Here is a 26977-nt window from a genome sequence, read left to right as displayed (position 1 = left end):
CACTTTTTAATATCCTTTAACAAACAAAGATACACCACTTAAAAAAGCGGTGTATCTTTCTCAACTTATACTATTTTCGATTACTTCGTTTCGTCTTAAACAATCTCACTAAATTCGATACAACTGTTTTTGTTACTGCATAAACTGGCACTGCTAAAATCATTCCGATAATTCCCGCAAAGTTCCCTACCCCTAAAATTAAAATAATAATTGTTAGCGGGTGGATATTTAATTTTGAACTCATAATACGCGGTGAAATGATGTTACTTTCAAACTGTTGTACAATTGTTACGATAATAATTACGTACAACGCTTGCATCGGAGATACGAACAGACCTACAATAACAGCTGGTGCTGCACCGATAAATGGACCTAAGTTTGGAATGATATTTGTAAATGCTGCTATAATTCCTAAAACGAAAGCGTACGGTAAATCGATAATTAAATAACCGATAAAAGTAAACGCACCTACAAATATACAAACGAGCGCTTGCCCTTGAATATATGCAGATAATGTTTCATTCGTTTCCTTAATAATGCGAAGCCCCTCTTCACGGTAAGACTCTGGTAATAGGCTTACTGCTTTACCTGGAAAGGCATGTCCATCTTTAAACATATAAAATAAAATGAACGGCACTGTAAATATAACTAATGCAACGTTCGTAATAATACCAAATAAAGCCGTTGCACTCGACGTAATTGTGTTTGGTATATCCTTTAAGTATTCAATCGCATTTTTTTCAATTGTTTCAATGGAAACATAATTTTGTGTAGATAACCATTCAAATAGTCTGTGATGGGATAAATCTTGTATGTATACTTTTCCCTCTTTAATATAACCCGGCATATTTTTCACTAAATCCATTAGCTGTTGTGAGATCGTTGGAACAACTACTCCAATACCAACCGCAGTTAATGATATGATAAAAAGATATAACAGTAAAATCGCTAAATTTCTAGGTACTTTTTTATTCTCCAAAAAGACTAACAGAGGATTAAAAATAAAGTATAAAAATAAAGCAATTAAGATGGGGAAAAACAACGTTGATATGAAGATACCAATCGGCTGAAATAGAAACGATATTTTTGTGCAAATAAATATGATTCCTACAACCATTAGCACTTCTAATGTCCAAAAGTGCACTTTCGATTTCAAAAAAACGTCCTCCTTTAAACTAGCACTTCTCTTCATTGTACCAAAATAAGCAAGAATTTCACATAATATTTTCCTTTACAATATTCCAAAATACCAATAAATAAACTACAATGAGAATACATACAAATTTGCAGGTAAAGGTGATAAATATGACACAATGCATCATTTGCAGGAAAGATACAAAAGAACTTAGTGAACAATATGTCATTCCAGAAATATTATGTGGATATTATTTCACAAATTCAATTTGTGATACTTGTCATGAACAAATGACAACAACTATTGACCGTCCCTTAATTCGGCATAAATTAAGTCAATATAAGATTGAGCAAATGAAAAAACAAATTGATTCCCCGCTCTATACGAATGAACATGGTGAGGAACTTGCAGCTGCTGAGACAGATGTTGTTGAAGTAAGTGATGAAATACTTTATTCCAATGCATTAATTATGAAACTTTGTAAAAAGCACGATATTTCACTACATAATGAAATTTGGAAGGAAGAACGTGTAACGAAAGTAGCTAGCTCTATTCAACGTGAATTACTTTTAGATAACCGTAAATACAAAATGAGTGTATTAAAAATGGCTTATACTTTCGCTGTACAAGCTGTTGATGGCTATTTTGAAGATCCAGATGCGATTGATATTTCTAACATTCTATCAAATGCCGATTTTATGGAATTAAAAGAAAAAAGTATAGTTCGTGATTTAAGTAAAAGTTCTTTATGGAATACATTAAATACAAATAGCGAGAACCATTACTTTATTTTATTAAGTGATAAAGATGGTCTGTTCTGTTTCATTCGTCTCTTTGATATATTTGACGTTGTCGTTCATTTATCAGAAAAGAGATATGAACTTTCATCTCCAATTGTCGGCGTAAATGATGTAAATAGGCAGGAATTTTATGTCCAAACTTTAAAACAGTATATGGATGGGCTATTTAGAGAAAAAAAACCTTCTATTTAATCGAAATCAGAACATACGGTCTCCTTTCTTGATGAAAAGACACTGTGTTATAATAAGTATGAAAAGAACAATACAATCACATAAACCGATTATTAATTGTATATAAATAAAAAAGACCAGTGTGCGGCTACACACTAGTCCACGTAACTTAACAGATTGGATTGTTCATTTATCCTATTTGTTTCTTACAAACAAAACAACCCACATTCTATTGGCATAGGTGGGTTGTTATTTTTTGAGCTTGTCTATTAAAACGACGACGAACGTTAACAATGCAACGAGAAACAGTCCACCCTGCAGTAGCAACGCTATTTCACTCACGTATTATCACCCCCCTCCTATTCGGAGAAGTGATAATTGAACAACCAACCGTACCTTAAGTTACTATTTAATTTTACCATATTTTCTAATAGTTTACGATGAAAACCCGCAAGTGAAATACTCGCGAGTTTGTTTATCACGTATTAACAGATAGTAAACAAAATGAAGCAAAACATAGGTGAAACTGCCTGTAAATGCCCGCTTCCCCATCTTCTAAACTACCACCAGGCAGATCATACCGACTTCTATATGGACCTTTAATTTTATCGATTACTAATATGTTATTGTTTTCGATACAAATGCCGTACACACCAAACGCGCGATGAAAATTAGTAGCATTATTCATGGTTCACTTTCTCCGTTACCACATCATAAAATTTCCGCTCCTCATCAACATTTAAGTGAACACGACTTACTGTTTTAGAAAATCCATATAACAATTGCGCTTTCACTGGCTCTTTTAGTGTTATTTCAAATGTTGGTGGTTCCTTTATAAATTCCAGCACAGTTGCGTCAAGAACCTCTTTTTCTTTCTTTAAAGGTTCTCCTTTATAAAACTTAATTTTATCAATTTGTGTAAATGGTATAACAATTTTCTTTCCTAATCCAATTTGAATAATCACTTTTTCTTCCATAACAATAATTGGATTTTTACGCATTGCTTGTATTTCAGCTAAAAAATAAAACATTGCATATACGTTTAAAATAAGTAACACCCGTGCTACAACTGGATTCCATTGATGAAGTAAATAATGAAAACCGATACTTTCTATTAAGGTTGCATGGATAATCATGATATATACACCTATTGCACCAGTCTTTTTGTGATATGAGTACATAGATTCACCTTCTGGTACTTTTACACGCCACGAAAAAAATGCATAATAGATTACCTTACACTCTGTTAAAATGACAGCTACTAACTTACTTCTTTTCATAGTAGCGTCAAATGCTGCATCAATTGCATAAGAAAATGAAGAATACTCACTTTTATATTCTTTATATCTTTTTATTATGTTAGGAAGCACTTTAACAATTTTATATAGAAGGAATAACTCTAAACATACAAAAGCAATCTCTCCCGCTATTACAATATAAGAAACGTATGAAAAAGCTTGTAAATAGTCTTTAGGAATAATAAACCTTGCAAATATATATCCGGCTATTACAACAGGAAATATATACGTTAACGAGTACCTTTTTCGAATAATAAAGAAATACGTAATGATTGGAATTACAAACATACAATCTAACAAAGAACCGAGAACTACTTCTTTCGGAGCAGCTGGTACAATCGGAAGAGCATACAATAGATAGTTTGATAACAAGATTAAAGATACGAGTCCAATCCAGATACCTTTTCGCCTTCGCGAAAGTGTGACACTCATACGTTCACTCCTCTATTTAAAAACCTCGTTTAAATGGTCTTTATAAAATGAAATAGCACGTTCAAATTCTTTAACTTCTTCTACTTTTACGACTGTTTCAAGTAATAATTTCATCGCGGATTCATGATCGTTTACATTATATTTTGCTAATGACAAAAACACTTTCATCACATCATTATCTGGAAACTGCTGTAAACCTGTTTCTAAAACTATAATTGCTTTGTCATACTCACCTATACAACGATATGTACTGCCTAAGCCAATATAAGCTCCGCAAAGTGACTCCCCTTCAAGACCGTTCGCAATTGCCTGTTCATAATAAGGCATAGCTTCCGTTTCAAGCCCCATCACATCATGTATCCAGGCGCATTGATAAAGTACTTCTGCATCCCTTGTAAAGTTTGTTAATCCAATGAGTATCTCTTTAGACTGCGCATATTTCTTTTCGTTCCGGAGTTTAATAGCTTGTTTTAATAAATGTTCCATAGAATTCACTCCTCACCGATTATTCTATGTATCCATCTTTAATGGTTAACGTTTGTGTAAAAGTAAAATTCCAATAAATTAACGTTTTGTTTACCTATATATACTATGCGGATTTACACTTATCCAAATACTTAAAATTAAAAAGCAGTAATGTGATTACATAGTACTTCTAACCTTTTGACAATTTCTTTCGCTGTTTCATCTTTCCCATTACACTGCTTCCCTTTTCCGTCTTGTCCAATTACGTAGTGTACCGCTCCGCGCGAATATAAAGAATGTGGTGAATTCGCAATCATTACACTCGCCTTTGCTTCTTCCATTCTATTTTTTGCTCTTTCAAACAGTTCTTCTTCATTTACATCGCTTTCAAGCTTAAAGCCTACAAGTACTGTTTCTGGATCCCACTTTTTTATTTGTTTTAATACTTTCGGTGCCTTTTGAAAATGAATAATTGGCGCTATATCACTTGAGATTTTTCCATTCATATCAAGAACATGCCCGTCTTGATCACAAATCTTGTCCACAATCCAATCTGATCCAGCCGCTGCCATAATGACTGCATCAACCTTTTCATGCGTAATGATACTTTTCATTTTATCTTGTAAATCAACAATTCCTTCAAATGGGTGTAATTCTAATTGATTATTTATATCGTTTGGTTTCTCGGCAAAATAACCGTGTAAATATATAACATGTGCCCCTTTATTAATAAGCTCTTCAGCAATTATTCTTCCAATTGTTCCTTTTGCCATATTCGTATGACCACGAACTTGGTCCCATTTTTCTAAACAACCACCACTTGTAATTAATACCTTTTTCCCCTTCATTGTAACCATCCCTTACTAATTTTTCTTACGAAACCATTCTGTTCCAAAGTCAACGATATCTCGTTGTTTCATAAGACGACACTTTGCGTTTCCTATTTTCCCCATTGTTACAGTACCCTTTTGCTCAAACTCTACACCGATTTCTACAAACCTTTCAGAATCATAATCCATATCAACAAACACTTTCCATACTCTTTCCCCATTTTCTATAATAGGTGCTCCTACTTTTATTAACTCGCACGCACCAGAACGTACTTCAGATAAATGTACAGACGTATTGGAGTCATATCCAACACCAATTAATAATATGTACCCGTCTAAATCATATATTTTTCTTAATGGAGATTCCTCTCCTAAACTCATTGATAGTGATTGATTCATCGTTATTTCTTCAGCATGTTTTCCCCATGCAGCAAAACTCCCTAATGGATGATTGCTGCGAACTACATTCGGATATGTACGAAAACATTCAACTATTTCCCCCATGCCTCTTGTTGGTGTAATTCGTGAATCATAAGCTGGGACATTATCACGGATAATCGGCCACCAGTCTTCAGGGACAGGCGGTCTTGACCAATGTTTTGGATCGGATAAATCTGAAGATTGCGTTGGCATAATGATCGTTCCTTCTTTTGTAACAACTTTCATTAATGCTTCAACTACCGCAACCGCCCCACCAGATATCCAGCCAATTGAACTTAGCGAAGAATGCACAATAACCGTCATTCCTTTTTCTAACCCTAATTTTCTTAAATCATTTGTAATTGTTTTGATTGTATTTGGCAATTGTGTACTTGCCACTATGTCATTCATTTTCACGATTGTTCCCCCATTTTATTTTAAACTACTACATACATATATTATCATATTTTTCTTAATTTTTAACTTAATCATTTTTATCTATATAGAAAATGGTAATAGATTGATTTTATATAATAAAAGAAGAAAAATGAAGACGTTACATCAAAACAATCAAAATACTATATATAAACAAAGAGCCCATCAAAAATGATAAGCTCTTTGTTTTATTTACCCTTCAATTGTAACCCCCGTAAACATCGATAAGTTTCCTGTTATTTTCTCCCCTACACGTAAAAATAACCCTGCTGCTCTCCCGCTAATGCAGTGTGAACCAATTAATAGTTTACCAGTATATGGACCATCCCATGTGTCAATTGTATAGTCAGGCATTTCTATATATTGCTGATATATTTTCCGTTGTTCAAAGTAATATTCTGTTTTATCTTCAGCTAATAGTTCATCATTTGCCAATATAGATACCCCTCCGCCTTCACGGCCGTATAAAGGTTTAGAAACATATGATTCATTTTTTTCTATAAATGGTTTATTTGTAAAATATGTCGGCAAGAAGTAATTCTGAATGATTCCTCGTTCTTCTTCCTCAAAGAAAACTTCCTCTTCGTAAAGTTGCCAAATTAATGCGAGTATACTTTTATTTTGCATTAGAAAAGCAGCCGGTGGATTAATGATTTTCACTCTTCCTTGCGCTATATGATCTAAAAACTGGAGTCCAATTCTTTTTCCATTTTTATCAGCATCTGAAACTAAATATTCAATTGGATATAGTCTATATAAATAATGGATTCGTTCACCATTTGGCGTATATATACCATCATCTGCAACGACAATATCTTGTATACCTATATAATCCGTTGATTGATCTAAGCAATATCTTCTTAAAAACTGCACTGTTTGATGGTCTTCATCGTGCCAATCATAACTAGCAAAATATATCGTCTCTTCAGGATCTATATTATAGTCATGTTTAATTTGTTCCCATGCCTGCACAATATGCTCTTCTATATGGTTTGGGTGATTTACATCATGATAACGACATAACACTTCATTTGCGACAGATGGTTCTAAATAACCTGTTGGTGTATCACAATTTACTTCTATTAATTTAATATCTTCACCATTTACGATAAAATCAAACCTTGTAAAATATGAAAACAAACCAGTATGTTTCATTCTCGCAATTTCCCACGTTTCAGCTGGAAATCCTAGTTTTTGAAAATCCTCTGTCGTATTGACAATATATTGATACGTTCTATATAACACATACATAATTTCTTCTGTCGCTTTTGAAATAGCCGTATAAGTTTTTATCGGCATACGATACATACCAGTTGCCATATATTGATTCCATTCTTCATTTTCTAATAGACTTGGCCAAGTAAATCCATTCCTACCAGCCTCTTCTGCAAGTGAAAACCATACTTTCATATACTCTTTCTGCTCTTGTTCTGTATACATTACTCCATTATCCTTTCATTTTAGGATCCCGCTGGCGCTTTTGCGTTTCCAATTCCACTTGAACCAGAATTCACTTTCGGCGTTTGTATCGTAGATGATTTCGGCGTATTTGTATCTGGCGTCACTTTGTTTGATGGGTTTGGCTGTTGTTTATTTAAATCCACTTTATTGGAAGAATTATTATTGTTACTGTTAGTTCCGCCGTAATACCCTCCACCACCGCTGCCACCAGTTCTACGTTCGTCTTTTTCACGATATGAAATAACATTATTTGCATACGGTTTCTTCATTACATTTGGTTTTGCTGTATAATTCATATTTGAGGTTCTGCTTGCTAATAAATATCCTGCTACGAATGGAAGTATCGGTAAATGTGAGTTTTCATGATACGATGAAAATGAAGGATTAATTTCCTTACACAACTCATCTTTTTCTACATTTTCCATTGTTGGAGTTTTATCACCACAATTTAAAGTTTCTTGTTCATTCCCTTGCTTTGCACCATCTGTTTTAACAGCAGTACTTTCTTTCTGTGCAGTTTCTTCTTCATAATCACCACAGCCCGTTAATAAAAAAGATGACATCCCTATTGAAGTAGCGATTTTTATAAATTTACTTTTATCCATTCTCATATGTTATACACCCAATTTCTATTATCTATATTTTTCCAGATAACTTTATTATATAATGTAAATATTACTTTTTTCAAACTAAACACTATATGTACATTTGCATATATTTATACTATTTTTCCAAGTAACAATGAAACCTTTCAATCCCCGGATATTTTTCTCCTAAACTTTTAACCTGAAAACCAATTTTCTTATAAAATTCTACTGCCTCATCGTCTGTCTCTGCCTCGAGATAAGTCAATTGATGCATTCTTAATACGTCCTTTATCATTTGCAACGCAATTCCTTTATGACGATATTGCGGAAGGACTGCTATGTGGCATATTCTAGCTTTATTTGCTCCGATTATTTCAATACCTATGCAAGCTTTTTCTTCATATCTATGCAAAGTCCCTTTATTCCTTTCATAAAATAAAACTGCTTTCTTTAAGCTAGTTTCACTTGGACCAACTGTATACTGTAGTACATTTAAAATGGGATCTTTCTCAATTTGTTCAACGTGTTGCAAATTCATATCTTCATTCCTTTCTATGAAAAAAGATTAGCTCTTTATATAAAGAGCTAATCTCATCACGCAGTTATTTTTTCTTCTTTCTTCACAACGACCGCTACATAACTATGTAGGATCATCCCGATAATAACGAGGCTCATGCCAATCCAAGATAAAGATGACGGAATTGGCGCAGATAGCAAGATGAGTTCTCCTACTAGTGCAAATAAAACTTCACCTGACTGAGTTGCTTCTACTGTTGCTAGTTTTTGTGGATCATCTTTTACAAGATCTGTCGCAAAGAAAAATAATACCGTTGCGATTAAACCAGAACTAACTGCTACAATAAAACATTGGAAAACTTGGCTACTTGACGGTAATCCACCAGTTGATACTTCATAACCAGATAATAAAAACCAAAATGGTAAACTTGCTAATGTCATTCCGAGAACTCGCTGGAATACATCTAATTCCCCTTTACAAACTTGCATCATTTTTCGATTTCCAAGAGGATACGCAAACGCTGCAATAAGTACAGGAACTACACATAAAACGGTTTCACGAATTCCTAATGAAGAAGCATGTTCTACTTGCATGAGTACAACACCAAATAAAATAATACCCGACATAACTAATTCCTTCATTGGAAGTTTTTTATGTAATGGGTCTACAGCAAAAAATGGTGTTAACAAAATCCCTGCGACGATCGTAATTTGCCATGTTGATGCAACGAGCCAACCAGGTCCAAAAGCTCCTGCAAAACTAAGTGGTGCATAAAAGAGACCAAATCCAACGATACTCCACACTAACCATTCTTTCGGATTATTTTTCATATATTGAAAGAGTTGCTTTAAGTTTCCTCTATACATGACAATAAGTAATAGCATTGGAACCATAAAGTAGTACCGTAATGATGCACTCCAAATCCAGCTTCCGCCTTCTAAGTCCATCGCGCGGTTTAAAACGAAGGTAAAGGCAAAGAAAAATGATGCCAATATCCCTATTGCAATAGCTTTCATTATAAAACCCCTTGTTTAGTTTCTTCTTATACTATACAACAAATTAAATATAATTAAAATTCGAAATCTTTATCTCGCATGTATTCTAGCTCTAAATAGTTTTCTTAACTGACTAATATGAGCTTGATGATACCGATTATGATCAGCTATATGCCATATCCCCCACCTTATAGTCGCATTTTCTCCCTTTTCATAAAAAACCTCTCGTGTTAAATCAGCTTCTGTTAGTTTCATACATTCCTCATAAAACATATGTTGCACAGCTTCATAATCTTGCATTAATTGTTGCAACGCCTGTTTTCTTAAACTCGGTAGTTCTCCTGCTTCATTTAACATTGGTCCATATATATTATTAAGTGTCCGTGGAACTGTCTCTCCTTTTAAACGGTACACCCAGTATAAATCCACAACTGCTAAATGTTGAAGTAGTTGTCCAATGCTATTTTCATTATTTTCTAATCCTTTAAAGGACAGTTCTTTCTCATCAATACCTTCTACTAACTTTTGCAATCGATTAAATGTATCAGCAACTGTCGCATATAGAATTGCTACTTGCGGGTTCATATTTTTTTCTAAATGGAGATCTTTCATAATAAACTTCCTCTTTTAAAGGAACAAAACCATATGTTCATCATCACTATACACACCATTCATCTTTATAGCTCTCTTTTCAATCCCATACGTTTTAAAGCCCATTGATTCATACAACCTTTTTGCTGGATCGTTTGTGGATACAACACCTAAAGACAATTGTTCCAAGTTCATTTCTCTTGCTCTTTCAATTGCCTTACGTATTAATTCACGTGCAAGACCACTTCTTCGATTACTTGCATCTACATACATCGCAACGATATGACCTTTATGTTTATACGCCACTCTCTCTTCTGTTAGTAAAGTGACAACGCCAACTAATTGATGATCCTCATTAAAAGCACCGAATGTACAACTAGTAGTAGCTGTTAAATTACTTTCCACTCGCTTAATAGGATTCTCCTGGCGAATCGCCTCTTCATAAGTTGTTACAAAAGCCTCTGGGTTTACTTGTAATGCTTGTAAACGTAAGTCCCAATATTTTTTCGCATCTTCTTTCGTAAGTAATCGAATCATATTTCTCCAGCCCCTTTAAGTTGACATAATATTTTTATAAACCACTAATTAAAGATTGATATTCTTCTCTTAACATACTATAACGATAACGATGAATGAACTGACCTTTACGTAATCGATCATTTCTCATTAACCCCTCGCATACAAATCCTGCTTTTTCATAACTCTTTCTAGCTTGTAAGTTATCCTCATCTACACGTAGCCAAACTTTTTCTAATTCAAACTCAAAGAATGCTAGATATAACATACTATATAGGGCTGCTATTCCATACCCTTTACCCCAATATTCTTTATTACCAATCGCGATTCCCAGTTCTGCATTTTTATTTGTCTTATCAAAGTTTTTAAGATCTATCCATCCAATATGTATGCCGTTCTCTGCAGTGATAGCTCTTTGTTCATAACCATTTTTTCGTTTTATACATGCTTCAATCCATTTTTTTGTATCCTCACGAGTGAACGGTGGATATTGATCTGGTACCACTAAATGTTTTGTTACTTTTGTATCTAATGACCATTGATATCGATCTTCTACATCATCTAGTGTCAGTTCCCTTAATTGAACGAATCGTACATTCATTGTGTTATCCCCTTTTTATTTCCCTATAGAAAATCCTTCGAACATTCTTCCTCCATACTGTTCTAGCGTTCTTTCTACAAAAGCAATTAATTTTCTTTTCTCTCCCGTTTTATAAAAATGATCGAACGCTGCTACAAATTCATCTGCGTATTGTTCATCATATCTTCTAAGTGCTCTTATAAACCATTTTGAATTTCCAAGCCATTTACCATTTACTCTTAATACATATTCATGTAATAAATCAGCTAATAGATTCGCGATAAATAATTCTTCTTCTCTTTTTGATGCACCAATAAAATCATCCAAAGTATCCGTAATAAAATACCGCTTCTGCTTCATCATTTCTTCAGTCCATTTAGCTGGCCCTTTATTTAGTAAATCATTTGCTTCTCTTTTTAATTTCTCAACACTTTCATTTTCACCTTTTAATACAATCCCCTCTGAAACTAATTGTGGTAACGAAGGCCTTCCGCGATCACAATCCATTTTAAAAAAGGTTTTATACGTTTCAAAATTATGTACAAACACCTCAACAGGCCATCCATTACTATAGAAAGATTCTCTATAACAAGATGTTAAACTTTGATCAACTATTACAATGTCCAGATCAGATGTTTTTGTCGCTTCTCCTCTTGCAACGCTTCCTCCAAGTAAAGCTACATCACAATTCGGAAATTGTGATGTAATTATGCTTTGTGCCGCTTCAATTGCTTTCATAACCGTTCCCCTTTTCTTATTTCACTTTCTTTTTTTCAGCTCTTTCTCGCGCTTTTTTTATATACGGTTCTGCGTCTGGTGTTTTGCATGACGTTGTCCCATGATCAACCTGTACTTTTCCAATTTCACGTGCAATTTCAATCGCTTTTCGCTCTAAGTCTTCATTACGAATTCCTATGGCGATTAAAGCACTATTCATCGCTTCTTTTTTTCTATTTTTTTCATTATGTATATTTTTTTTAATCTCTTCAAGATACGGAGCGAAGAAATCATCATGTAACGTTTTATTTTTAATCGCTATATTTGCTAATAAAGACCAGCCAGCTCTTCCAGTCCATTCATCATTAGACTTTGTCCACTCTTCCATTCTTTCTATTGCAATTGGCGAAGTGCATATAGATGTCATAAGAACATCCATTAAACAGTAATAATCAACATCCTGAACCCAACTATTAAGCTGTTCTGTTGTTATTTTCTTCGGGTCTAAAATATAAGTTGCTAATGTCATTGCGTCCATATTTTTCGTTTCCCACAATTCAGCTGCTAAATCGTGATCTTTTTTCATCTTCTTTTTTAACAATTTTAAATTCGCAAAACTAACTCCGAATAATGGCTCTTTCGCTCCGTGTTTTTTATACGTTTTACGATTTTGTTCTGTTCCATATTCCTCTAGTTGCTGCATTACTTCCTCTAGTAACATATACCCACCTCTTTATCTTTTATGTTGACTTTATATATGTATGTACGATATATTCTACATTACTTTTTGGTTTTCCTATATGTATTTTTTAAATACGGTATGTGAAATTATATATAAATTTCCTATTTCACTGTCCATTCTTTTTTCAACTAGCAAAATAGTGAAATCTTGCATACATTTGGACAAACTTTCTTGCACTTGTAAAAAAGTTTTTTTGCATTTCCATACCTATAATTGCTAATATAGTAGAGTAGAACTTTTATAGAGAGAAGGAAAATTATGCACAATGGAATTCGAATGACAACTTTAGTAAAAAGGGCTATGTTAATTTGCGCTGGGGTATTATTTACATACGAAGCGGCTTTAGGATCAGCAAATACTGCTCTAGCAAGTACAGAGGATGAAGCAAAATCTGTTCAACTTGTAAGTGAAATTCAATCATCTCTTGCACCAAAAGAAGCTCCAAAACAATATAATGGGCAAGTTAGAAAAGTAGCTTACTTAACATTTGATGATGGTCCTGGAAAATACACAGCTGAACTTTTAGATATGTTAAAGAGAGAAAATGCAAAAGCAACATTTTTCCTAATTGGTTCAAACGTAAAAGCATTCCCTGATCTTGTAAAACGTGAAGATGCTGAAGGCCACTACGTTGGGATGCACAGTATGACTCATAACTACAAGAAACTTTACACAGAAGGTCATTACGTAGATGAAATGAAAGAAGATCAAGGCTTAATTGCTGGTGTTCTAGGTAAATCACCAGTATTAACTCGTCCATCTTACGGCTCAATGCCAGGATTAAACGAAGCTCTTCGTAACAAAGTTGTTGAGAATGGGCTAAAAGTTTGGGATTGGACAATCGACTCATTAGACTGGAGATATAACAAAATGCCTGTTGACGCTGCATCAGCTAAAATTGTAGAAAACGTTCTAAATGGTGCTAATAAACCGGCAGAAGTTATTCTTATGCACGACATTCATCCGCAATCAGTTAAAGCAGTACCTGGAATTATTAAAGGGCTGAAAGAAAAAGGATATGAATTAGAAGCCTATAGTGAGAACGAACATTTCCCATTAAACTTCTGGCACGATAATCGTATGTAAAGAAGAAGACTTGATTTCCTCTAGTAGGTTATTGAGTCTTTTTTCATTTTGGAAATGGCTCCTCGTATATTCGTTTCAAACTTCCCACTTCCCTTTTATCGATAAAAATGTAAAATCACATTAATTTAACTTAGAAACATCACATGTTATACTATAGTCTAGTTTAAATAAGTAGGTGTCATATGATCGTATATACAGTTCAAACTGAAGCAGCGTGGAAACAATATAAAAAACTTGGTTATTTAGAAGGAAGTAAAGAAAACATCGATCCCGATTTTATATATTCATACGATTGGATGGTACGTGTAGCTAAAAAAAGATTACCCCACTACGAAGGTAACTATCCTATTTGGGTCTGGGAAACAAATAATTATCCAAATCGAAATGCTAAAGCTTGGGGTAAAAAAAATTCAAAAATGGTAATCTTAACACTAGATGTACCGACTGAATGGGTACTTTGGAGTGATATTAGTTACTGGTGTTGTGCCACGGCTGATAGTTCTATGTATTTTCATCAAACAAATAAACCTACATTGGATGAATGGTTTACCTTTATGGATAAAGAATATGGGTTAATATTTGATTTCGAATATTTATTATCACATCCTGATTGGTATAAAGGTAAAGAGAGTTCATTAGAAAAACAAGGTGTTATCGGCAAAATCCCCCTTTCCTTCGTAAAAAAGGTAAGACGTTTTCGTGCTAAGGAAGATAAATCTATTAATAAAATCAGAAGTGATAACTGGGACAATAGAAAAGAAAACCGTATTAAAAAGATGAATCGAAAATTAAGAAAGAGAAACGATAAACAAAAAAGATTGCAAAAGCGACTAATACGAAATTAAAACATATTTATCTAAATACAGTAAAAAATAATTTAGGATTGAATATACAAATTCACTCCTATTTTTATATTATCAACACTTTAGCACATATTACTCTTAAGGAGTGATATGTATATGGATTTTCTTTCATCTGAATATTTGTCTGCCTTGCTTGCCATCATTGTAATTGATTTAGTGTTAGCTGGAGATAATGCCATTGTAATTGGATTAGCAGCAAGGCGATTACCGAAAGATCAACAAAAGAAAGTTATTATATGGGGAACTGTCGGGGCTATCGCTATTAGAGCCCTCGCTACCTTAATTGTCGTTTGGTTATTAAAAATACCAGGATTACTTCTAATTGGTGGTGTACTCCTCATATGGATTGCTTACAAATTAATTGCTGAGGGCAAAAATCATGATATTAAAGCTGAAGAAGGATTTTGGTCTGCTATTAAAACCATTATTATTGCTGATGCGTTAATGGGTATTGATAATGTTCTTGCTGTTGCAGGAGCTGCGCATGGCAATTTTTCTTTAGTCATCATTGGACTATTAGTGTCCATTCCAGTAGTCGTATGGGGTAGTACATTAATTTTAAAATGGGTGGACCGATTCCCTATCATCATTACAATTGGAGCAGCTGTTTTAGCTTATACTGCCGCGAAAATGATTGTAGATGAAAAATGGTTCGCTGGATTTTTCGAAAGTAGCCCTTTCATAAAATGGGCCTTTATCATTATTATCATTGCCGGTGTAGTATTCTTTGGTAAGATGAAACAAAAAACGAAAGATGTTTCTATATAATGACAACGTTATATGTACAAACAAAAGCGCTACTCCTATGAGTAGCGCTCTTTATTATTTATTTCGTTTCCCCGTCTTCAGTCGTCTTTACCTTCGTTTTATTTTTATCACGATGGTTATAGTTGTACTTCGAACGATCTACCGGCGTAAACCCTTCCGGTGTATAGAATCGTAATAAGTCACCGTTTACGACTTGGTCAGAGTATTTCAGTGATTTTTGAACCATTTGTTCATTTTGTTTTATTTCGTCTGTTAATTCAACAGGGTTACCAGTCGCTGTATCATAGTATTTTCCGTTCAGTGCAGTAACTGTTGGACTTACGTAGTTACCGTTACGGAATGGAACAACTTGTTTATGCTCTGGTGATAATAAATCTGATCCAAACTGGACATAATTTTTCGTATCTGTACCTAGTAAGTGCAATAACGTTGGAAGAACATCAATTTCTCCGCCGTATTGATGTTGTACGCCGCCCTTCATTCCTGGGACACGAATAATTAATGGTACACGTTGCAGTTGTGCATTTTCAAATGAGTTCATTTCTTTACCCATTACTTGAGACATTGCTGCACCATGATTATCAGAAATACCGTAATGGTCACCGTACATAACGATAATTGAGTTATCGTATAAACCAGATTGTTTCAAATAATCCATGAATCCTTTTACAGACTCATCTAAATAGCGTGCTGTTTGGAAATACGTATCTACTGATGAATCACCTGTTTTAGCTGGTTCAATCGTCGCTTCCTCTTTATCAATCGGATAAGGGAAATGGTTCGATAGCGTAATGAACTTCGTATAGAACGGTTGTTTCAATGTTTGTAATAACGGAATTGATTCATTAAAGAACGGTTTATCTTTTAATCCATAGTTTACTACATCTTTTTCGTTCATATCGTAGTATGACGCATCAAAGAATTTATTAAAACCAAATGATTTATAAATATCATCACGGTTCCAGAATGTTTTATAGTTTCCGTGGAACACTGCTGATGTGTATCCTTGTTGCCCTAAAATAGCTGGTGCTGATTGATACGTGTTATGAGCTTTATTTGTAAAAACAGATCCTTGCGGTAATCCAAACATTGAGTTTTCTAGCATGAACTCTGCATCAGATGTTTTACCTTGTCCTGTTTGATGGAAGAAGTTATCAAAGTATAACGTATTCGCATCTTTTGTAAATGAGTTTAAGAACGGTGTAACTTCTTGCCCATTTAATTTATAATCAATTAAAAAGTTTTGGAATGACTCTAAATGAATATAAATTACGTTCATTCCTTTTCCTTTACCAAAGTACTCAGGGTTTGGACTTGCATATGTTGATGCGAGATAATTTCTAACCTCTGTCATATTATCTCCGTCAGCTAACGCCCGTTCTGTTGATGCTTTCGCACTTTGAATACCATCATAAATCGTATAGTTGTATGCCCCTAAATATTTCACAATATAATTACGGTCGAATGTTCTTGTTAATAATTCAGGACGATCAGATTCTGCAAGACCTAAGTTAATGCTGAATAATAAAATACCTGCTACAAATACTAGTGATAATTTATGTTTCGCAACACGCATCGGTTTAGGATTTACAAATTTTGTTGCAACTAAAACAATTAAAATGATTGTGTCTAAGAAGTATAATGGATCATATCCGTGTAGTAATGCAAAAATACTACCGCCTAAATCTCCAAAGTTATTCGTTTGTGTTAATGTCGGGAACGTAATAAAGTCGCTGAAAAAACGATAATATACTACGTTTGCGTATAAAAGTATAGACATTAACAAATTAATAACAATTAACCAAATGTAAGCACGTTTCCCCTTTGCGAATAATGCAAGCCCTAAAAATAGAACTGCTGAACTAAGCGGGTTGAAAAACAGCAAGAATTTTTGGATTGTATTTGAAATTCCTAAATTAAATTCCGTTACATAAGCTGCATATGTTTTGAGCCAAAATAAAATAACGGCAAACAGAAAGAATCCAAAATGATTACTTAGTACACTTTTGCTCTTTAATAAGAATTGTTTCATTTCTCCACCTCTTTTGATCATCCAAGGCTTATTTTGATATAAGTCTGTCTCTCTATTCAATTTTCATCTTCAAATAGATTTTATTTATTTTACTATATGAAGAATATTAGTAATTATAATTTGTAGCTTTTATTTATTCAACTATTTCTTTTCAAATATTTTGACCTTGGTTTCTATTTTAAAAAATAATTTTGTAACATTTTCTGTTTTCTCCCAAGTTTCATCCACTAATTATGACTCCACATACTATAAACCTTTATTCACTGCTTCGCAAATAAATATGTCTCCAGTTCTGGAACATTAATGTAATATAATGAAATTCACAATAGAAAGCATTAGTTTTTTTCGGTGTATATTACATCCTTTCATGTAATTCAAGTTTATTCATGCTGCAGCCATTTCTTTATATGCATCATCAAAATATCTTTCAACCTCTAAAGTTATTTTTGTATAATTATTCACAATTCATAAAAACACTGATTATAAAAAAACCTCGCTCTCATAACGAGAGCGAGGTTTTTCATCATTTATTATTGACCTTTGTACATTGCTTCTACTTGTTTTTGAAGTTCTTCATTTTCTAAGAACTCATCGTAAGTAGCCTCTTTATCGATTACACCGTTTGGCGTTACTTCGATAATGCGGTTTGCAATTGTTTGTACGAACTGATGGTCATGAGATGTGAATAACATTGTACCTTTAAATGCGATTAAACCGTTGTTTAATGCAGTAATAGACTCAAGGTCTAAGTGGTTCGTTGGATCGTCAAGTGTGATTACGTTCGCACCACTTAACATCATTTTAGATAGCATACAACGAACTTTTTCGCCTCCAGATAATACAGAAACCTTCTTCTTAACTTCTTCACCTGAGAATAACATACGGCCTAAGAAACCACGTAAGAAGCTTTCTGACTCATCTTGTGGAGAGAATTGGCGTAACCAATCAACTAAGTTGGAGTCACTGTTCTCAAAGTATTTAGAGTTATCTCTTGGGAAGTAAGATTGAGATGTTGTAACGCCCCATTTGAATGAACCGCTATCTGGCTCCATTTCACCCATAAGGATTTTAAATAATGTTGTCATCGCAATATCGTTACGACCGATAAATGCAACTTTATCACCTTTATTTAAAGTGAAGTACACATTATCTAACACTTTTTCACCATCAATTGTTTTAGAAAGACCTTCAACAGTTAATAAGTCATTTCCTATTTCACGCTCAGGTGTAAAGCCAACAAATGGGTAACGACGTGATGATGGTCGAATATCATCTAATGTAATTTTATCTAATAATTTTTTACGAGAAGTTGCTTGTTTCGCTTTAGATGCGTTTGAGCTAAAGCGTGCAATGAAGTTTTGTAACTCTTTTACTTTCTCTTCTTTTTTCTTATTAGCATCTTGTGTTAATTTTAAAGCTAATTGGCTTGACTCATACCAGAAGTCATAATTACCAACATAAAGTTGAATTTTACCGAAATCAAGATCAGCCATGTGCGTACAAACTTTATTTAAGAAGTGACGGTCATGGGATACAACGATTACTGTATTTTCAAAGTTCATTAAGAAGTTTTCTAACCATTGAATCGCTTTTAAGTCCAAGTGGTTGGTAGGCTCATCTAGTAATAGAATGTCAGGTTTACCAAATAATGCTTGAGCAAGTAATACTTTTACTTTCTCTGCCCCAGTTAATTCTGACAATTTCTTATCATGAACATCTTCACCAATACCTAAACCTTTAAGAAGGATTGCAGCTTCTGATTCTGCTTCCCAACCGTTAAGCTCAGCGAACTCACCTTCAAGTTCAGCAGCACGCATACCATCTTCATCACTAAAGTCTTCTTTCATGTAAATGGCATTTTTCTCTTGCATTACTTTGTAAAGTTGCGTGTGCCCCATAATTACTGTTTCTAATACTGGGAACTCTTCATATTCGAAGTGATTCTGTTTTAATACTGCTAGACGCTCACCTGGCGTAATATGTATATCACCTGTTGATTGTTCGATTTCTCCAGATAAAATCTTTAGAAATGTTGATTTACCCGCACCGTTTGCTCCGATTAAACCGTAGCAGTTACCTGGCGTGAATTTTATGTTAACATCTTCAAACAATTTGCGATCCGCGAAACGCAAACTAACGTTACTTACTGTAATCATTTGTGTCCTCCTACTAATACCGCTTATTTCAGCGTTTTCTCACCGATTGTCTTAAAAAATCGCATATTACGACTCAATTATTGTAGACTATAGCTATTATATAGTAGAAAAGGGATGAATAGCAACGGTTGATTGCTATTCATCCCTTTTCAAAATTGAATAAAACATTTGTTTTTAATTATATTAAAGTTACATTCACACTTTAAGGATGATTTATTTTGAAGAAAATATTTATAATTGTAGCATTATGTTTATCAATTGCTTCCTTAACTGCATGTAGTAGTAATAACAATGCAAAAACACCTATTGAATCAAAACAAGAGAAAAAAGTAAAAAGCTATTTCACCATTTGTATTGTTAACTTATCTTTTAACATTGACCTATATGAGTCAATTTCATATTTTGTATTATTGATTTTTTCTTTTTTCATTTTTAACATATCGAATATTTCTAACTCTAAATTCCTTCTAGCTTCAAGAACTTTTATTGCTCCTTCTACACCTGAATGGTTATGTTCTTTCCCATAGCCTTGGTTAGTGTAATAGTCGACAATTCCTGTGGACCATTCTGGAGTTCTTTCTTTTAATGCCTTCCTAAATGAAAATTCAAGATTATCTTGTTCTACATACAATAACATTGGATTTAAATTCTCTATGATTTTTGCAACTTTCATTACATAATTTATTATTTTTTCTTTTTGTTCACCATATTTAATCATCCCAATAGTTAATGGATTTTGTATGAAACAACATTCAAAGATATAAACCTTATTGTCTTCTAGAGCAATTTCAGCAAAGTCATTCCATTTGTCAGCAATTAATTCAACATTTTTATCGAATGGTAATTCATATATATCGTTTTTGGAAATATCGTGAAATAATTCGTCCGAAAATTGGTCACCAAACTCATTTTTTATCTTTCTGTATGGTAATAAATAATTGCTTCCTTTTTTTAAAACTCTTTTAAGAAGCACTTCTTTAAAATCTCCACTGTTATATAATAATCTATCGAATTCAAATTTATTAAAACAAGATACACCATCATAGTCGGCTGGGTGGTTCAAATTCCCCTCTAAAAATAGTTCAACTTCACTTTTATTTTGGCTTAGAATTTCATTTATTAGCTTTGCAGTGGTTGATTTTCCAAATCCAGGTAATCCTTCTACTATTATTAGTTTTGTATTCATAGTTATAAATCCCTTCCTTCAAAGTATTTAGCCAAGATTAAAAAAATCACTTACTCCACTGCAATCACCCCTTCAAAATATGATATTCATCATTTCCTTTGAAAAATCATTCTTAAAGCAACCTGACCATTAGTTTAAGAACATTTTTTCACAATGTCTATAATTATTTTAACATAATTTTCCATTTATCTTTTAAAAAAATATAGTCCACCCTTATTTGAGTGAACTATCTAAAGTAAATTATATCTTTTAAATCAAACACTTTGTCAGTAATCCCCAATCGTTGTGCTAGTATTTTTACTGTTTACTTTTTCCCTTCCTTCGTGGTAAATGGCATACTTTTAAAAGGGGATTCTTTTATTTTCTTTTGCTTAATTTCTTTGTATAATCCTTCATTTTACTGGTTAACCCTATTAAAGCAGGTAACAATATTGGCATCACAATGATAGCTAATAGCAATAGTGCAACGCCCACAACGGATGCTACTTGTATAAGCGTCAATACACCTGAAGGGATTAATGCAGCAAATGTTCCGCCTAAAATAAGTGCCGCTGATAATACAACTCCTCCTATGTGACGAGATGCATTTACAATTTTCGTTACCGAATCCCCTTCTATCTCGTTATAACGCATCATTACAAAAATGCTATAATCCACTCCTAAAGCGACAATCATTATGAAACTAAAGAATGGAACATTCCAGCTTAATGAATCTACATGTAATACATGCGTACTAATTTGCTCACTTATACCTAGTGATGCAAAGTACGCTAATATTAATGATCCAATAATAAAGATTGTGTTTAATAATGAACGTGTAATCACGATTAATACGATCGCAATTCCAATTAACATAATTGTAGCCGTACGTAAGAAATCTTGCCCGGTTACTTCTTTTAAATCAACGTTTCTAGCTGTTGTTCCTCCGATTGCTGTTTTCGCATCATTTAATTCAGTCCCCTTCAAAGTACCATCTATCGTATTATTGATTTCTTGAATAATTGGCATCGCTTCTTTTGAATACGGATTCGCGTCTAAAATGATTGTCATTTTAGCAGTTTTTCTATCGTGTGACATGTACGTATTCAAAGCTTTTTGGAAATCTTCTCCCTCTAAAACCTCTTTTGGAATATAAAACTTCTCAGAGCTTTTTGATTCATTTAGCTCGCCTAAATATTTCTGTGCGTCATTTAGGCCGTTACTTACTTTTCCAAGCCCTTCTGTACTTTTAGATAAGCCTGATTGTAATTGCCCCATCTTTTCTTGCAAGTCTTTCAGCCCAGTTAATAGCTGGCCTTGCCCATCATTTATTTTTGTTAATCCGGTTTGTAACTCTGATGACTTGTTCGCAATTTGTTTTGAACCTGAAGCCCCTTCATTTAATCCATTTTTAAGATCAGCTGCCCCTTTTTGTAATTTAGTAACTCCATTGCTCATTTCTTTTAAGCCGTTATCGACTTTCAATAATGATTGATTCGCTTCATTAAATGACCCCATTGCTGCTTTATGCTGCGTCGCTAATTCATTTAATTCTTTCGATAATACACTTAATTGCTTTTGAGCTTCTTTAGCAATTCCTATCGTTTGCAGTACGTTCGGGTCATTTGCTAATTCTGGTTTCGTTTGGATGAAATTGGTCATTAATATTTCAATTTGTTCGTATCCTTTTTTTGCACTGTCAATCGCTTGAGATATACTTCCGAAGTATTGATCGTAAGCACTTAAACCTTTTTCTAACTGTGCATAGCCGGCATGCAGTTGTGAAGTTGCATGAGATAAAACATTTATATTTTCATTTACTGACGTTAACCCATTCTCAATTTGCTGTGCACCTTTCGCTCCGTCATTTATGCCATTTGATAGTTGATTTAAAGCTGTTCCTAATGCTGATACACCATTTTTTGCTTCGTTTGTTCCATCAATTAACTTTTGAACATTTGCGAGGCCGTCTGACTCATTACCACCCATTTTATTTTTAGCATCCGTTAAACCATCATTGATTTCTTTTATGCCACCATTGGCATCTCCTAAACCTGTATTCAATTCTCCCGCTTGTTTATTTATATATAGTTCTTTTATCCTTTCACCGGTTGGACGCGTCGGTGAATATACTTCTGAAACACCTTTCACTTTCAAAATCTTATTAGTTAGTTCGTCTAAAGTTTGTAGAGACGTTCCTTCATCTAATTTTTTGTTTGATTGAATCACTAACGTACTTGGTGAAGAAAAACCAGGCGGAAAATGATCTTCTATTACGTTAATCCCCATCTTTGATTCGTACTTATTGTCTACTTCAAATAAGTCATTGTAATTTAGTGTGTTAGAGTATTTCATTACGAAAGGAATCGATATCACAAATACGATGATTAAAGCTGCGAACGGTCTTACTACTGAGTTTTTCGCAAGAAATCCCCATAAGCGACTATCCTCATGACCTTTAAATGTTTTAACTGGATAAAACATTCCTTTTCCTAAAAGCACCATAAAAAATGGATTTAACGTAGTTAATACGAGTAATAATACTGCTACACCAATTGCTACGGCTGAAGTAGATTGATATAATTTAAAACTCGCTAAAGCAAGAGATGCAAAACCAATTAGTACTGCTATCCCGCTATATAAAACGGTTTTCCCTGCTGATTTAAACGTTTCTTTCGTAGCCAAAAATGCATTTTCTTGTTTACTTAATTCTTCTTTAAATCTTGTATATAATAAAATGTTATAGTCTGTTCCCACTCCAAACAGAACGACTACTACGAAGACTTGTGTAAAGTTTGAAAACGGAAAATTAAATTGATCTACAAGATGGGCAATAATCCCCATTGAAACTAAATATGATACACCAACAGTAAGAAGGGAAACAATCGGAACAATTGGTGAACGAAATACAATGATTAATACAACTAGAATGAAAATGATAGAAATAACTTCTGTCTTCTTCACTCCCTCTTGAGAGGAAGTAAGAAAATCACCCGCTATTAAATCACTTCCTGTTAAGTACGTTTTTACCCCTTTCGTTTGCACTTTTTTATGAAGCCCATTTGCAACTTTTGATATTTCACCATTTTTTTTATTTACAGAAATTTGCGTTAAAATGGTCGTATTGTCTTTAGATATCAACTGTTTTTCCAAATCTTTATTATCTAAATGTGAAACAACTTCCTTAATTCCTAATTGCTCTTTTTCATTTTGTAAAGCATTGATTGTTTTTATTATTTCCTCTTTTTGTTCAGTTGTTAAAGCTGCTTTACTTCCACTATTAAAAACAGCTATAATATCATACTTTTCCGTCCCGTCTTTATCCATCTCTTTTATCATCATGTCAGCAATACTACTTTGTTCTGTATTAGGAATCGTAATGTGCCCTTTTTCCTTCACTAATTTATCCATATTAGGCATTGTTACGACCATTGTAATAGTAATAACGATCCATAATAGAAAAGATAAACTTCTCCAACTTTTTAGGTTGCTCATTTGAATCATCTCCCATTTTTAGCTTGTCATGTTAAGCTAGGAATGAACATTCATTTCTATCCTTTTAAAACTATCATTTCGGAATGAACGTTCATTCCTATCACTCTATTAAATTATTTTTAAAACCCTTTTAAATTACCTTTCACGGAATGAATATTCATTCTCTTAGTACTACAAATATATCATCCCCTATTTCATTTTAAAAATCCATTTCGGAATGAATGTTCATTCCTGTCCTTATAAAGCTATAGAATCAAATGATTCTAATAGCATTCCAAGAGCTTTCTTCCAATTCTTTTACTAATTCTTTTGAGTATTCTAATTGCCCTGTCGCCATTACTTTAGTTAATTTTTCTAGCGGTTGGTATACAATGATAATTAATGCAACTGGAGGCAATGGACGGAGAAACCCTTTTGCGATTCCATCTTCTATAATATTCATAAAGAAGCCTATAAAATCGTCAAATATTTTCTTACTCTGTTCATCAAGAAAATAACTATCACAGTGAGAATTTGTAAAAAGAAAAGCATCCACATTGTTTCTCGCAAATTCAAATAAACGGTTGTATGTATGACTAAACTGTTCACGAATATTTGCTTCAACAGGAAAATCTGTTTTTATCATTTCAGATAGTTGCAACATACTTTTTGAAAATAATGAGTTAACGAGTGCCTCTTTATTTTCAAAATAGCGATAAATCGTACCAGCGCCGACATTTGCTTTTTCAGCGATCATCGGAATTGTCGTACCATCGTAACCACGCTCTGCGAATAGTTGTATAGCTGCTTCAAAAATGTCTTCTTGTTTATTTTTAGCCATTTTTCTCACCTCAATTTTAAGGAATGAAAATTCATTCCTTTTTTAATTATAAATTAGATGGATTAAAAGTCAAGTGTGTGACTACGCAAATGTAGCATTTTCAAATAACACACTCACTTAGATTTCAATGCATTTTTTGAATTAACACTTCAAAAAAATTCTTTGTATCATCGTGACTTAAAATGCTCAATATATCTTGTGTCTTAAAAAATTGAACTTGACTTATTTCATTATCTTTTGGATTCAAATCTGTTCTATCACCTATATATTCTACATAAAACATAGTTGTTTCTTGTTTTTCAAATCCAGTTTTCACTTTTAATTCTTCAGGAAACTCAAAGCAAATTTTATCTTCCATTTGTTTCATAACTATAAACTTTTTTGAACCGGTTTCTTCTTCAAGCTCTCTCAATATAGCACTTTCTAAGTCATTATCTGTATGTTTTAATCCGCCTTTAGGAAAATCCCACTCCCCCTTTGACAAATTGTATTCTCCTTCTATATCGCTTATTTTTACCTTATGTACCAATAAAAATTCACTATTTTGGAATATGATTGCGCCTACAGCTTGCCTAATCATTCTATTTCCCCTCCTAAAATAATGCTTTCATTCTATTAATTGAAAAGTACTATAATAACTGTTTTTCATTATAGTACTTTTTTAATGACACATTGCACAGTGTATTAATTAAAAGAAATCATAAATAAATGGCTTACGCACTGGTACTAAATTCTCAAATGACCGTATCGCCTCGTCACTTCCACTAATTAATTCAAGTTCATTTAGTTCTAATGGGCGTTTATAACCAAACATTATTGCCGATAGTGCATTTATATCCAGTTTTATTCCTTTTTCCGTTGTTTCTTCTACAATTGTTATTTCATGATTTGCAAGTCTCACTGTTACGTTATTCCACGGAGCAAATGCGTCTGTAATGTGTAGAATCACTTCTTGCTGTACATTGTTCCAGCTCAACTCATATTGTTTTAAGAACTGCTCTACATCTACAATTCTTCCCATAAAATATGGTTTTATTTCTGTCTTCACGCGTGGCTCTTGCAATGAATATAGCAACGGTTCGGTTTCACTTACTGTCATTTCAAGTTCTTTAATCATAGAATCATGCTGGCAAATAAAGTTCCACAGACCATTTCGTGCTTCATTATGCAGTGGTACAAATTCTTCTACTGTCATTTTATAGTTTTCTATTTTGTATAACATGTAACCTGCTGCCGTTTTATCTTCATCATAGTAAATCGCTAATGTTAAATCATCATAAACTGCTTGTAACCACCAGTTCTTCTCTCGAACTAACATACCTGAAAAACGTTCTGCAAATACTTCATAGAGCTTTTCGACCTCTTCTGGATGATTTTCTTTATTGAAACGTTTCACAGTTCCATTTACTTGTTTTTTCATCACTAAATCACTCTTATTCATATGACATATGAGTAGATTCGCACAAAGTTCCCAACCGTATTTACGGTAAAATGAAACCGCAAATGGATGTAACATAGAGACTGTATAGCCATCTTTTTTCATCGTTTGAAGTGAATATTGAAGTAGCTCTTTTACATACCCACTTCTTCTATACTCAGGATACGTCGCTACCCCTGCAACGCCACCCATTTTAAATTTTTCTTTGCCTATGTAAATATGAAACGGAATGAGATGTAGTTTTGCTGCTAAGTCTTCCCCTTCTATAATGCCGTATATTTCATGACTTTCCTTCATCTTTGTAAGTTGCTGCTGCAATCGTTCCTCATCTACTTTATATTGAAAAGCGTATTCTGATAAACGTAATGCTTCTCTGAACTTATCTTCTTTTAATTGTATGACATTCATATAATTATCCTCCATTCCCTCATTACCTGTTTGAATTGTATCATAATTCTTACT

The 26977-nt window shown here is 33.5% G+C and carries 27 protein-coding genes; 4 read left to right on the top strand and 23 right to left on the bottom strand.

What is annotated here, in order from left to right; genetic code table 11:
* Nucleotides 1-70: 70 nt before the first annotated feature.
* On the bottom strand, nt 71-1156 hold the full coding sequence (locus QCI44_RS13530; protein ID WP_016087449.1) for an AI-2E family transporter: 1086 nt from the start codon (nt 1154-1156) through the stop codon (nt 71-73).
* Between the two features lie 149 nt (nt 1157-1305).
* Between QCI44_RS13530 and QCI44_RS13525 the strand changes: the two genes are divergently transcribed.
* Nucleotides 1306-2127, top strand: a complete 822-nt coding sequence (locus QCI44_RS13525) for an HNH endonuclease (RefSeq protein WP_016087448.1) — start codon at nt 1306-1308, stop codon at nt 2125-2127.
* A gap of 228 nt (nt 2128-2355) precedes the next feature.
* Here QCI44_RS13525 and QCI44_RS13520 read toward each other — a convergent pair whose 3' ends face one another.
* The 15 genes from QCI44_RS13520 to QCI44_RS13450 form a co-directional block, all read right to left on the bottom strand.
* Entirely contained in the window at nt 2356-2448 is a 93-nt protein-coding gene (locus QCI44_RS13520) for a putative holin-like toxin (RefSeq protein ID WP_001289320.1), read from the bottom strand.
* Nucleotides 2449-2584: 136 nt separating this feature from the next.
* Complete coding sequence (locus QCI44_RS13515) at nt 2585-2794, bottom strand: NUDIX hydrolase (RefSeq protein ID WP_016087447.1); 210 nt, start codon at nt 2792-2794, stop codon at nt 2585-2587.
* Nucleotides 2787-3836, bottom strand: coding sequence for a hypothetical protein (locus QCI44_RS13510; RefSeq protein WP_353811196.1), 1050 nt, complete (start codon nt 3834-3836; stop codon nt 2787-2789). The genes QCI44_RS13515 and QCI44_RS13510 overlap by 8 nt, the downstream gene beginning before the upstream one ends.
* A gap of 12 nt (nt 3837-3848) precedes the next feature.
* Nucleotides 3849-4322 (bottom strand): tetratricopeptide repeat protein, encoded by a 474-nt coding sequence (locus tag QCI44_RS13505; RefSeq protein ID WP_016087445.1) that lies wholly within the window; start codon nt 4320-4322, stop codon nt 3849-3851.
* A 137-nt stretch (nt 4323-4459) separates the two neighbouring features.
* Nucleotides 4460-5149, bottom strand: coding sequence for a phosphopantothenoylcysteine decarboxylase domain-containing protein (locus QCI44_RS13500; RefSeq protein ID WP_088083851.1), 690 nt, complete (start codon nt 5147-5149; stop codon nt 4460-4462).
* 15 nt (nt 5150-5164) lie between these two features.
* Nucleotides 5165-5962: an AAC(3) family N-acetyltransferase gene (locus QCI44_RS13495; RefSeq protein WP_353811526.1), complete on the bottom strand. Its 798-nt coding sequence runs from the start codon at nt 5960-5962 to the stop codon at nt 5165-5167.
* 216 nt (nt 5963-6178) lie between these two features.
* On the bottom strand, nt 6179-7426 hold the full coding sequence (locus QCI44_RS13490; RefSeq protein ID WP_016087442.1) for a glutathionylspermidine synthase family protein: 1248 nt from the start codon (nt 7424-7426) through the stop codon (nt 6179-6181).
* A 20-nt stretch (nt 7427-7446) separates the two neighbouring features.
* The gene (locus QCI44_RS13485) at nt 7447-8058 is read right to left on the bottom strand and encodes a hypothetical protein (RefSeq protein ID WP_353811195.1); all 612 of its coding nucleotides are present in this window, start codon (nt 8056-8058) and stop codon (nt 7447-7449) included.
* A 112-nt stretch (nt 8059-8170) separates the two neighbouring features.
* Nucleotides 8171-8572 carry a GNAT family N-acetyltransferase gene (locus QCI44_RS13480; RefSeq protein WP_016087440.1) on the bottom strand — a complete coding sequence of 134 codons (402 nt, stop codon included), beginning with the start codon at nt 8570-8572 and terminating at the stop codon, nt 8171-8173.
* Nucleotides 8573-8628: 56 nt separating this feature from the next.
* On the bottom strand, nt 8629-9567 hold the full coding sequence (locus tag QCI44_RS13475) for a DMT family transporter (protein WP_088083854.1): 939 nt from the start codon (nt 9565-9567) through the stop codon (nt 8629-8631).
* Between the two features lie 69 nt (nt 9568-9636).
* A complete protein-coding gene (locus QCI44_RS13470; protein WP_353811194.1) occupies nt 9637-10158 on the bottom strand; it encodes a DinB family protein in 522 nt (173 codons plus the stop codon).
* A 15-nt stretch (nt 10159-10173) separates the two neighbouring features.
* Complete coding sequence (locus tag QCI44_RS13465) at nt 10174-10674, bottom strand: GNAT family N-acetyltransferase (protein ID WP_016087437.1); 501 nt, start codon at nt 10672-10674, stop codon at nt 10174-10176.
* Between the two features lie 34 nt (nt 10675-10708).
* Nucleotides 10709-11254 carry a GNAT family N-acetyltransferase gene (locus QCI44_RS13460; RefSeq protein ID WP_016087436.1) on the bottom strand — a complete coding sequence of 182 codons (546 nt, stop codon included), beginning with the start codon at nt 11252-11254 and terminating at the stop codon, nt 10709-10711.
* Between the two features lie 15 nt (nt 11255-11269).
* Complete coding sequence (locus QCI44_RS13455) at nt 11270-11971, bottom strand: nucleotidyltransferase domain-containing protein (RefSeq protein ID WP_016087435.1); 702 nt, start codon at nt 11969-11971, stop codon at nt 11270-11272.
* A 16-nt stretch (nt 11972-11987) separates the two neighbouring features.
* Nucleotides 11988-12671 carry a DNA alkylation repair protein gene (locus QCI44_RS13450; RefSeq protein WP_353811193.1) on the bottom strand — a complete coding sequence of 228 codons (684 nt, stop codon included), beginning with the start codon at nt 12669-12671 and terminating at the stop codon, nt 11988-11990.
* Between the two features lie 279 nt (nt 12672-12950).
* On the opposite strand from QCI44_RS13450, the gene QCI44_RS13445 reads away from it, so the two are divergent.
* The 3 genes from QCI44_RS13445 to QCI44_RS13435 all read left to right on the top strand — a co-directional run bounded on the left by QCI44_RS13445 (nt 12951) and on the right by QCI44_RS13435 (nt 15409).
* Entirely contained in the window at nt 12951-13778 is an 828-nt protein-coding gene (locus QCI44_RS13445) for a peptidoglycan-N-acetylglucosamine deacetylase (protein WP_353811192.1), read from the top strand.
* 182 nt (nt 13779-13960) lie between these two features.
* The gene (locus QCI44_RS13440) at nt 13961-14623 is read left to right on the top strand and encodes a DUF3841 domain-containing protein (RefSeq protein WP_016136719.1); all 663 of its coding nucleotides are present in this window, start codon (nt 13961-13963) and stop codon (nt 14621-14623) included.
* Between the two features lie 114 nt (nt 14624-14737).
* Complete coding sequence (locus QCI44_RS13435; protein ID WP_016087430.1) at nt 14738-15409, top strand: TerC family protein; 672 nt, start codon at nt 14738-14740, stop codon at nt 15407-15409.
* Nucleotides 15410-15467: 58 nt separating this feature from the next.
* Here the strand turns inward: QCI44_RS13435 and ltaS are convergent, their stop codons facing one another.
* The 7 genes from ltaS to QCI44_RS13400 form a co-directional block, all read right to left on the bottom strand.
* Entirely contained in the window at nt 15468-17441 is a 1974-nt protein-coding gene (ltaS, locus tag QCI44_RS13430; protein WP_016087429.1) for a lipoteichoic acid synthase, read from the bottom strand.
* 530 nt (nt 17442-17971) lie between these two features.
* Nucleotides 17972-19597 (bottom strand): ABC-F family ATP-binding cassette domain-containing protein, encoded by a 1626-nt coding sequence (locus QCI44_RS13425; RefSeq protein WP_000633870.1) that lies wholly within the window; start codon nt 19595-19597, stop codon nt 17972-17974.
* 337 nt (nt 19598-19934) lie between these two features.
* Nucleotides 19935-20783 carry a P-loop NTPase family protein gene (locus tag QCI44_RS13420; RefSeq protein WP_016087428.1) on the bottom strand — a complete coding sequence of 283 codons (849 nt, stop codon included), beginning with the start codon at nt 20781-20783 and terminating at the stop codon, nt 19935-19937.
* 357 nt (nt 20784-21140) lie between these two features.
* Complete coding sequence (locus QCI44_RS13415; RefSeq protein ID WP_353811191.1) at nt 21141-24257, bottom strand: MMPL family transporter; 3117 nt, start codon at nt 24255-24257, stop codon at nt 21141-21143.
* Nucleotides 24258-24510: 253 nt separating this feature from the next.
* On the bottom strand, nt 24511-25077 hold the full coding sequence (locus QCI44_RS13410; RefSeq protein WP_001107311.1) for a TetR/AcrR family transcriptional regulator: 567 nt from the start codon (nt 25075-25077) through the stop codon (nt 24511-24513).
* A 124-nt stretch (nt 25078-25201) separates the two neighbouring features.
* Nucleotides 25202-25657, bottom strand: a complete 456-nt coding sequence (locus tag QCI44_RS13405) for an NUDIX domain-containing protein (protein WP_000620963.1) — start codon at nt 25655-25657, stop codon at nt 25202-25204.
* Between the two features lie 108 nt (nt 25658-25765).
* Entirely contained in the window at nt 25766-26923 is a 1158-nt protein-coding gene (locus QCI44_RS13400) for a GNAT family N-acetyltransferase (protein WP_353811190.1), read from the bottom strand.
* Between the last annotated feature and the right edge of the window lie 54 nt (nt 26924-26977).

It is taken from the genome of Bacillus cereus group sp. RP37 (assembly GCF_040459695.1).
In the GTDB taxonomy this organism is placed as follows: domain Bacteria; phylum Bacillota; class Bacilli; order Bacillales; family Bacillaceae_G; genus Bacillus_A.
Note: the sequence above shows the minus strand (reverse complement) of the source record. Positions and strands in the feature narration are given on the sequence as shown.

What these genes read in the sequence shown, in the direction of transcription:
- QCI44_RS13405 (WP_000620963.1), bottom strand. Translation starts at nt 25,657, where the DNA reads ATGATTAGGCAAGCTGTAGGCGCAATCATATTCCAAAATAGTGAATTT.
- QCI44_RS13400 (WP_353811190.1), bottom strand. Translation starts at nt 26,923, where the DNA reads ATGAATGTCATACAATTAAAAGAAGATAAGTTCAGAGAAGCATTACGT.
- QCI44_RS13485 (WP_353811195.1), bottom strand. Translation starts at nt 8,058, where the DNA reads ATGAGAATGGATAAAAGTAAATTTATAAAAATCGCTACTTCAATAGGG.
- QCI44_RS13505 (WP_016087445.1), bottom strand. Translation starts at nt 4,322, where the DNA reads ATGGAACATTTATTAAAACAAGCTATTAAACTCCGGAACGAAAAGAAA.
- QCI44_RS13425 (WP_000633870.1), bottom strand. Translation starts at nt 19,597, where the DNA reads ATGATTACAGTAAGTAACGTTAGTTTGCGTTTCGCGGATCGCAAATTG.
- QCI44_RS13440 (WP_016136719.1), top strand. Translation starts at nt 13,961, where the DNA reads ATGATCGTATATACAGTTCAAACTGAAGCAGCGTGGAAACAATATAAA.
- ltaS (WP_016087429.1), bottom strand. Translation starts at nt 17,441, where the DNA reads ATGAAACAATTCTTATTAAAGAGCAAAAGTGTACTAAGTAATCATTTT.
- QCI44_RS13420 (WP_016087428.1), bottom strand. Translation starts at nt 20,783, where the DNA reads ATGAATACAAAACTAATAATAGTAGAAGGATTACCTGGATTTGGAAAA.
- QCI44_RS13470 (WP_353811194.1), bottom strand. Translation starts at nt 10,158, where the DNA reads ATGAAAGATCTCCATTTAGAAAAAAATATGAACCCGCAAGTAGCAATT.
- QCI44_RS13415 (WP_353811191.1), bottom strand. Translation starts at nt 24,257, where the DNA reads ATGAGCAACCTAAAAAGTTGGAGAAGTTTATCTTTTCTATTATGGATC.
- QCI44_RS13480 (WP_016087440.1), bottom strand. Translation starts at nt 8,572, where the DNA reads ATGAATTTGCAACACGTTGAACAAATTGAGAAAGATCCCATTTTAAAT.
- QCI44_RS13500 (WP_088083851.1), bottom strand. Translation starts at nt 5,149, where the DNA reads ATGAAGGGGAAAAAGGTATTAATTACAAGTGGTGGTTGTTTAGAAAAA.
- QCI44_RS13410 (WP_001107311.1), bottom strand. Translation starts at nt 25,077, where the DNA reads ATGGCTAAAAATAAACAAGAAGACATTTTTGAAGCAGCTATACAACTA.
- QCI44_RS13510 (WP_353811196.1), bottom strand. Translation starts at nt 3,836, where the DNA reads ATGAGTGTCACACTTTCGCGAAGGCGAAAAGGTATCTGGATTGGACTC.
- QCI44_RS13435 (WP_016087430.1), top strand. Translation starts at nt 14,738, where the DNA reads ATGGATTTTCTTTCATCTGAATATTTGTCTGCCTTGCTTGCCATCATT.
- QCI44_RS13490 (WP_016087442.1), bottom strand. Translation starts at nt 7,426, where the DNA reads ATGTATACAGAACAAGAGCAGAAAGAGTATATGAAAGTATGGTTTTCA.
- QCI44_RS13460 (WP_016087436.1), bottom strand. Translation starts at nt 11,254, where the DNA reads ATGAATGTACGATTCGTTCAATTAAGGGAACTGACACTAGATGATGTA.
- QCI44_RS13515 (WP_016087447.1), bottom strand. Translation starts at nt 2,794, where the DNA reads ATGAATAATGCTACTAATTTTCATCGCGCGTTTGGTGTGTACGGCATT.
- QCI44_RS13525 (WP_016087448.1), top strand. Translation starts at nt 1,306, where the DNA reads ATGACACAATGCATCATTTGCAGGAAAGATACAAAAGAACTTAGTGAA.
- QCI44_RS13450 (WP_353811193.1), bottom strand. Translation starts at nt 12,671, where the DNA reads ATGTTACTAGAGGAAGTAATGCAGCAACTAGAGGAATATGGAACAGAA.
- QCI44_RS13455 (WP_016087435.1), bottom strand. Translation starts at nt 11,971, where the DNA reads ATGAAAGCAATTGAAGCGGCACAAAGCATAATTACATCACAATTTCCG.
- QCI44_RS13495 (WP_353811526.1), bottom strand. Translation starts at nt 5,962, where the DNA reads ATGAATGACATAGTGGCAAGTACACAATTGCCAAATACAATCAAAACA.
- QCI44_RS13445 (WP_353811192.1), top strand. Translation starts at nt 12,951, where the DNA reads ATGCACAATGGAATTCGAATGACAACTTTAGTAAAAAGGGCTATGTTA.
- QCI44_RS13465 (WP_016087437.1), bottom strand. Translation starts at nt 10,674, where the DNA reads ATGATTCGATTACTTACGAAAGAAGATGCGAAAAAATATTGGGACTTA.
- QCI44_RS13475 (WP_088083854.1), bottom strand. Translation starts at nt 9,567, where the DNA reads ATGAAAGCTATTGCAATAGGGATATTGGCATCATTTTTCTTTGCCTTT.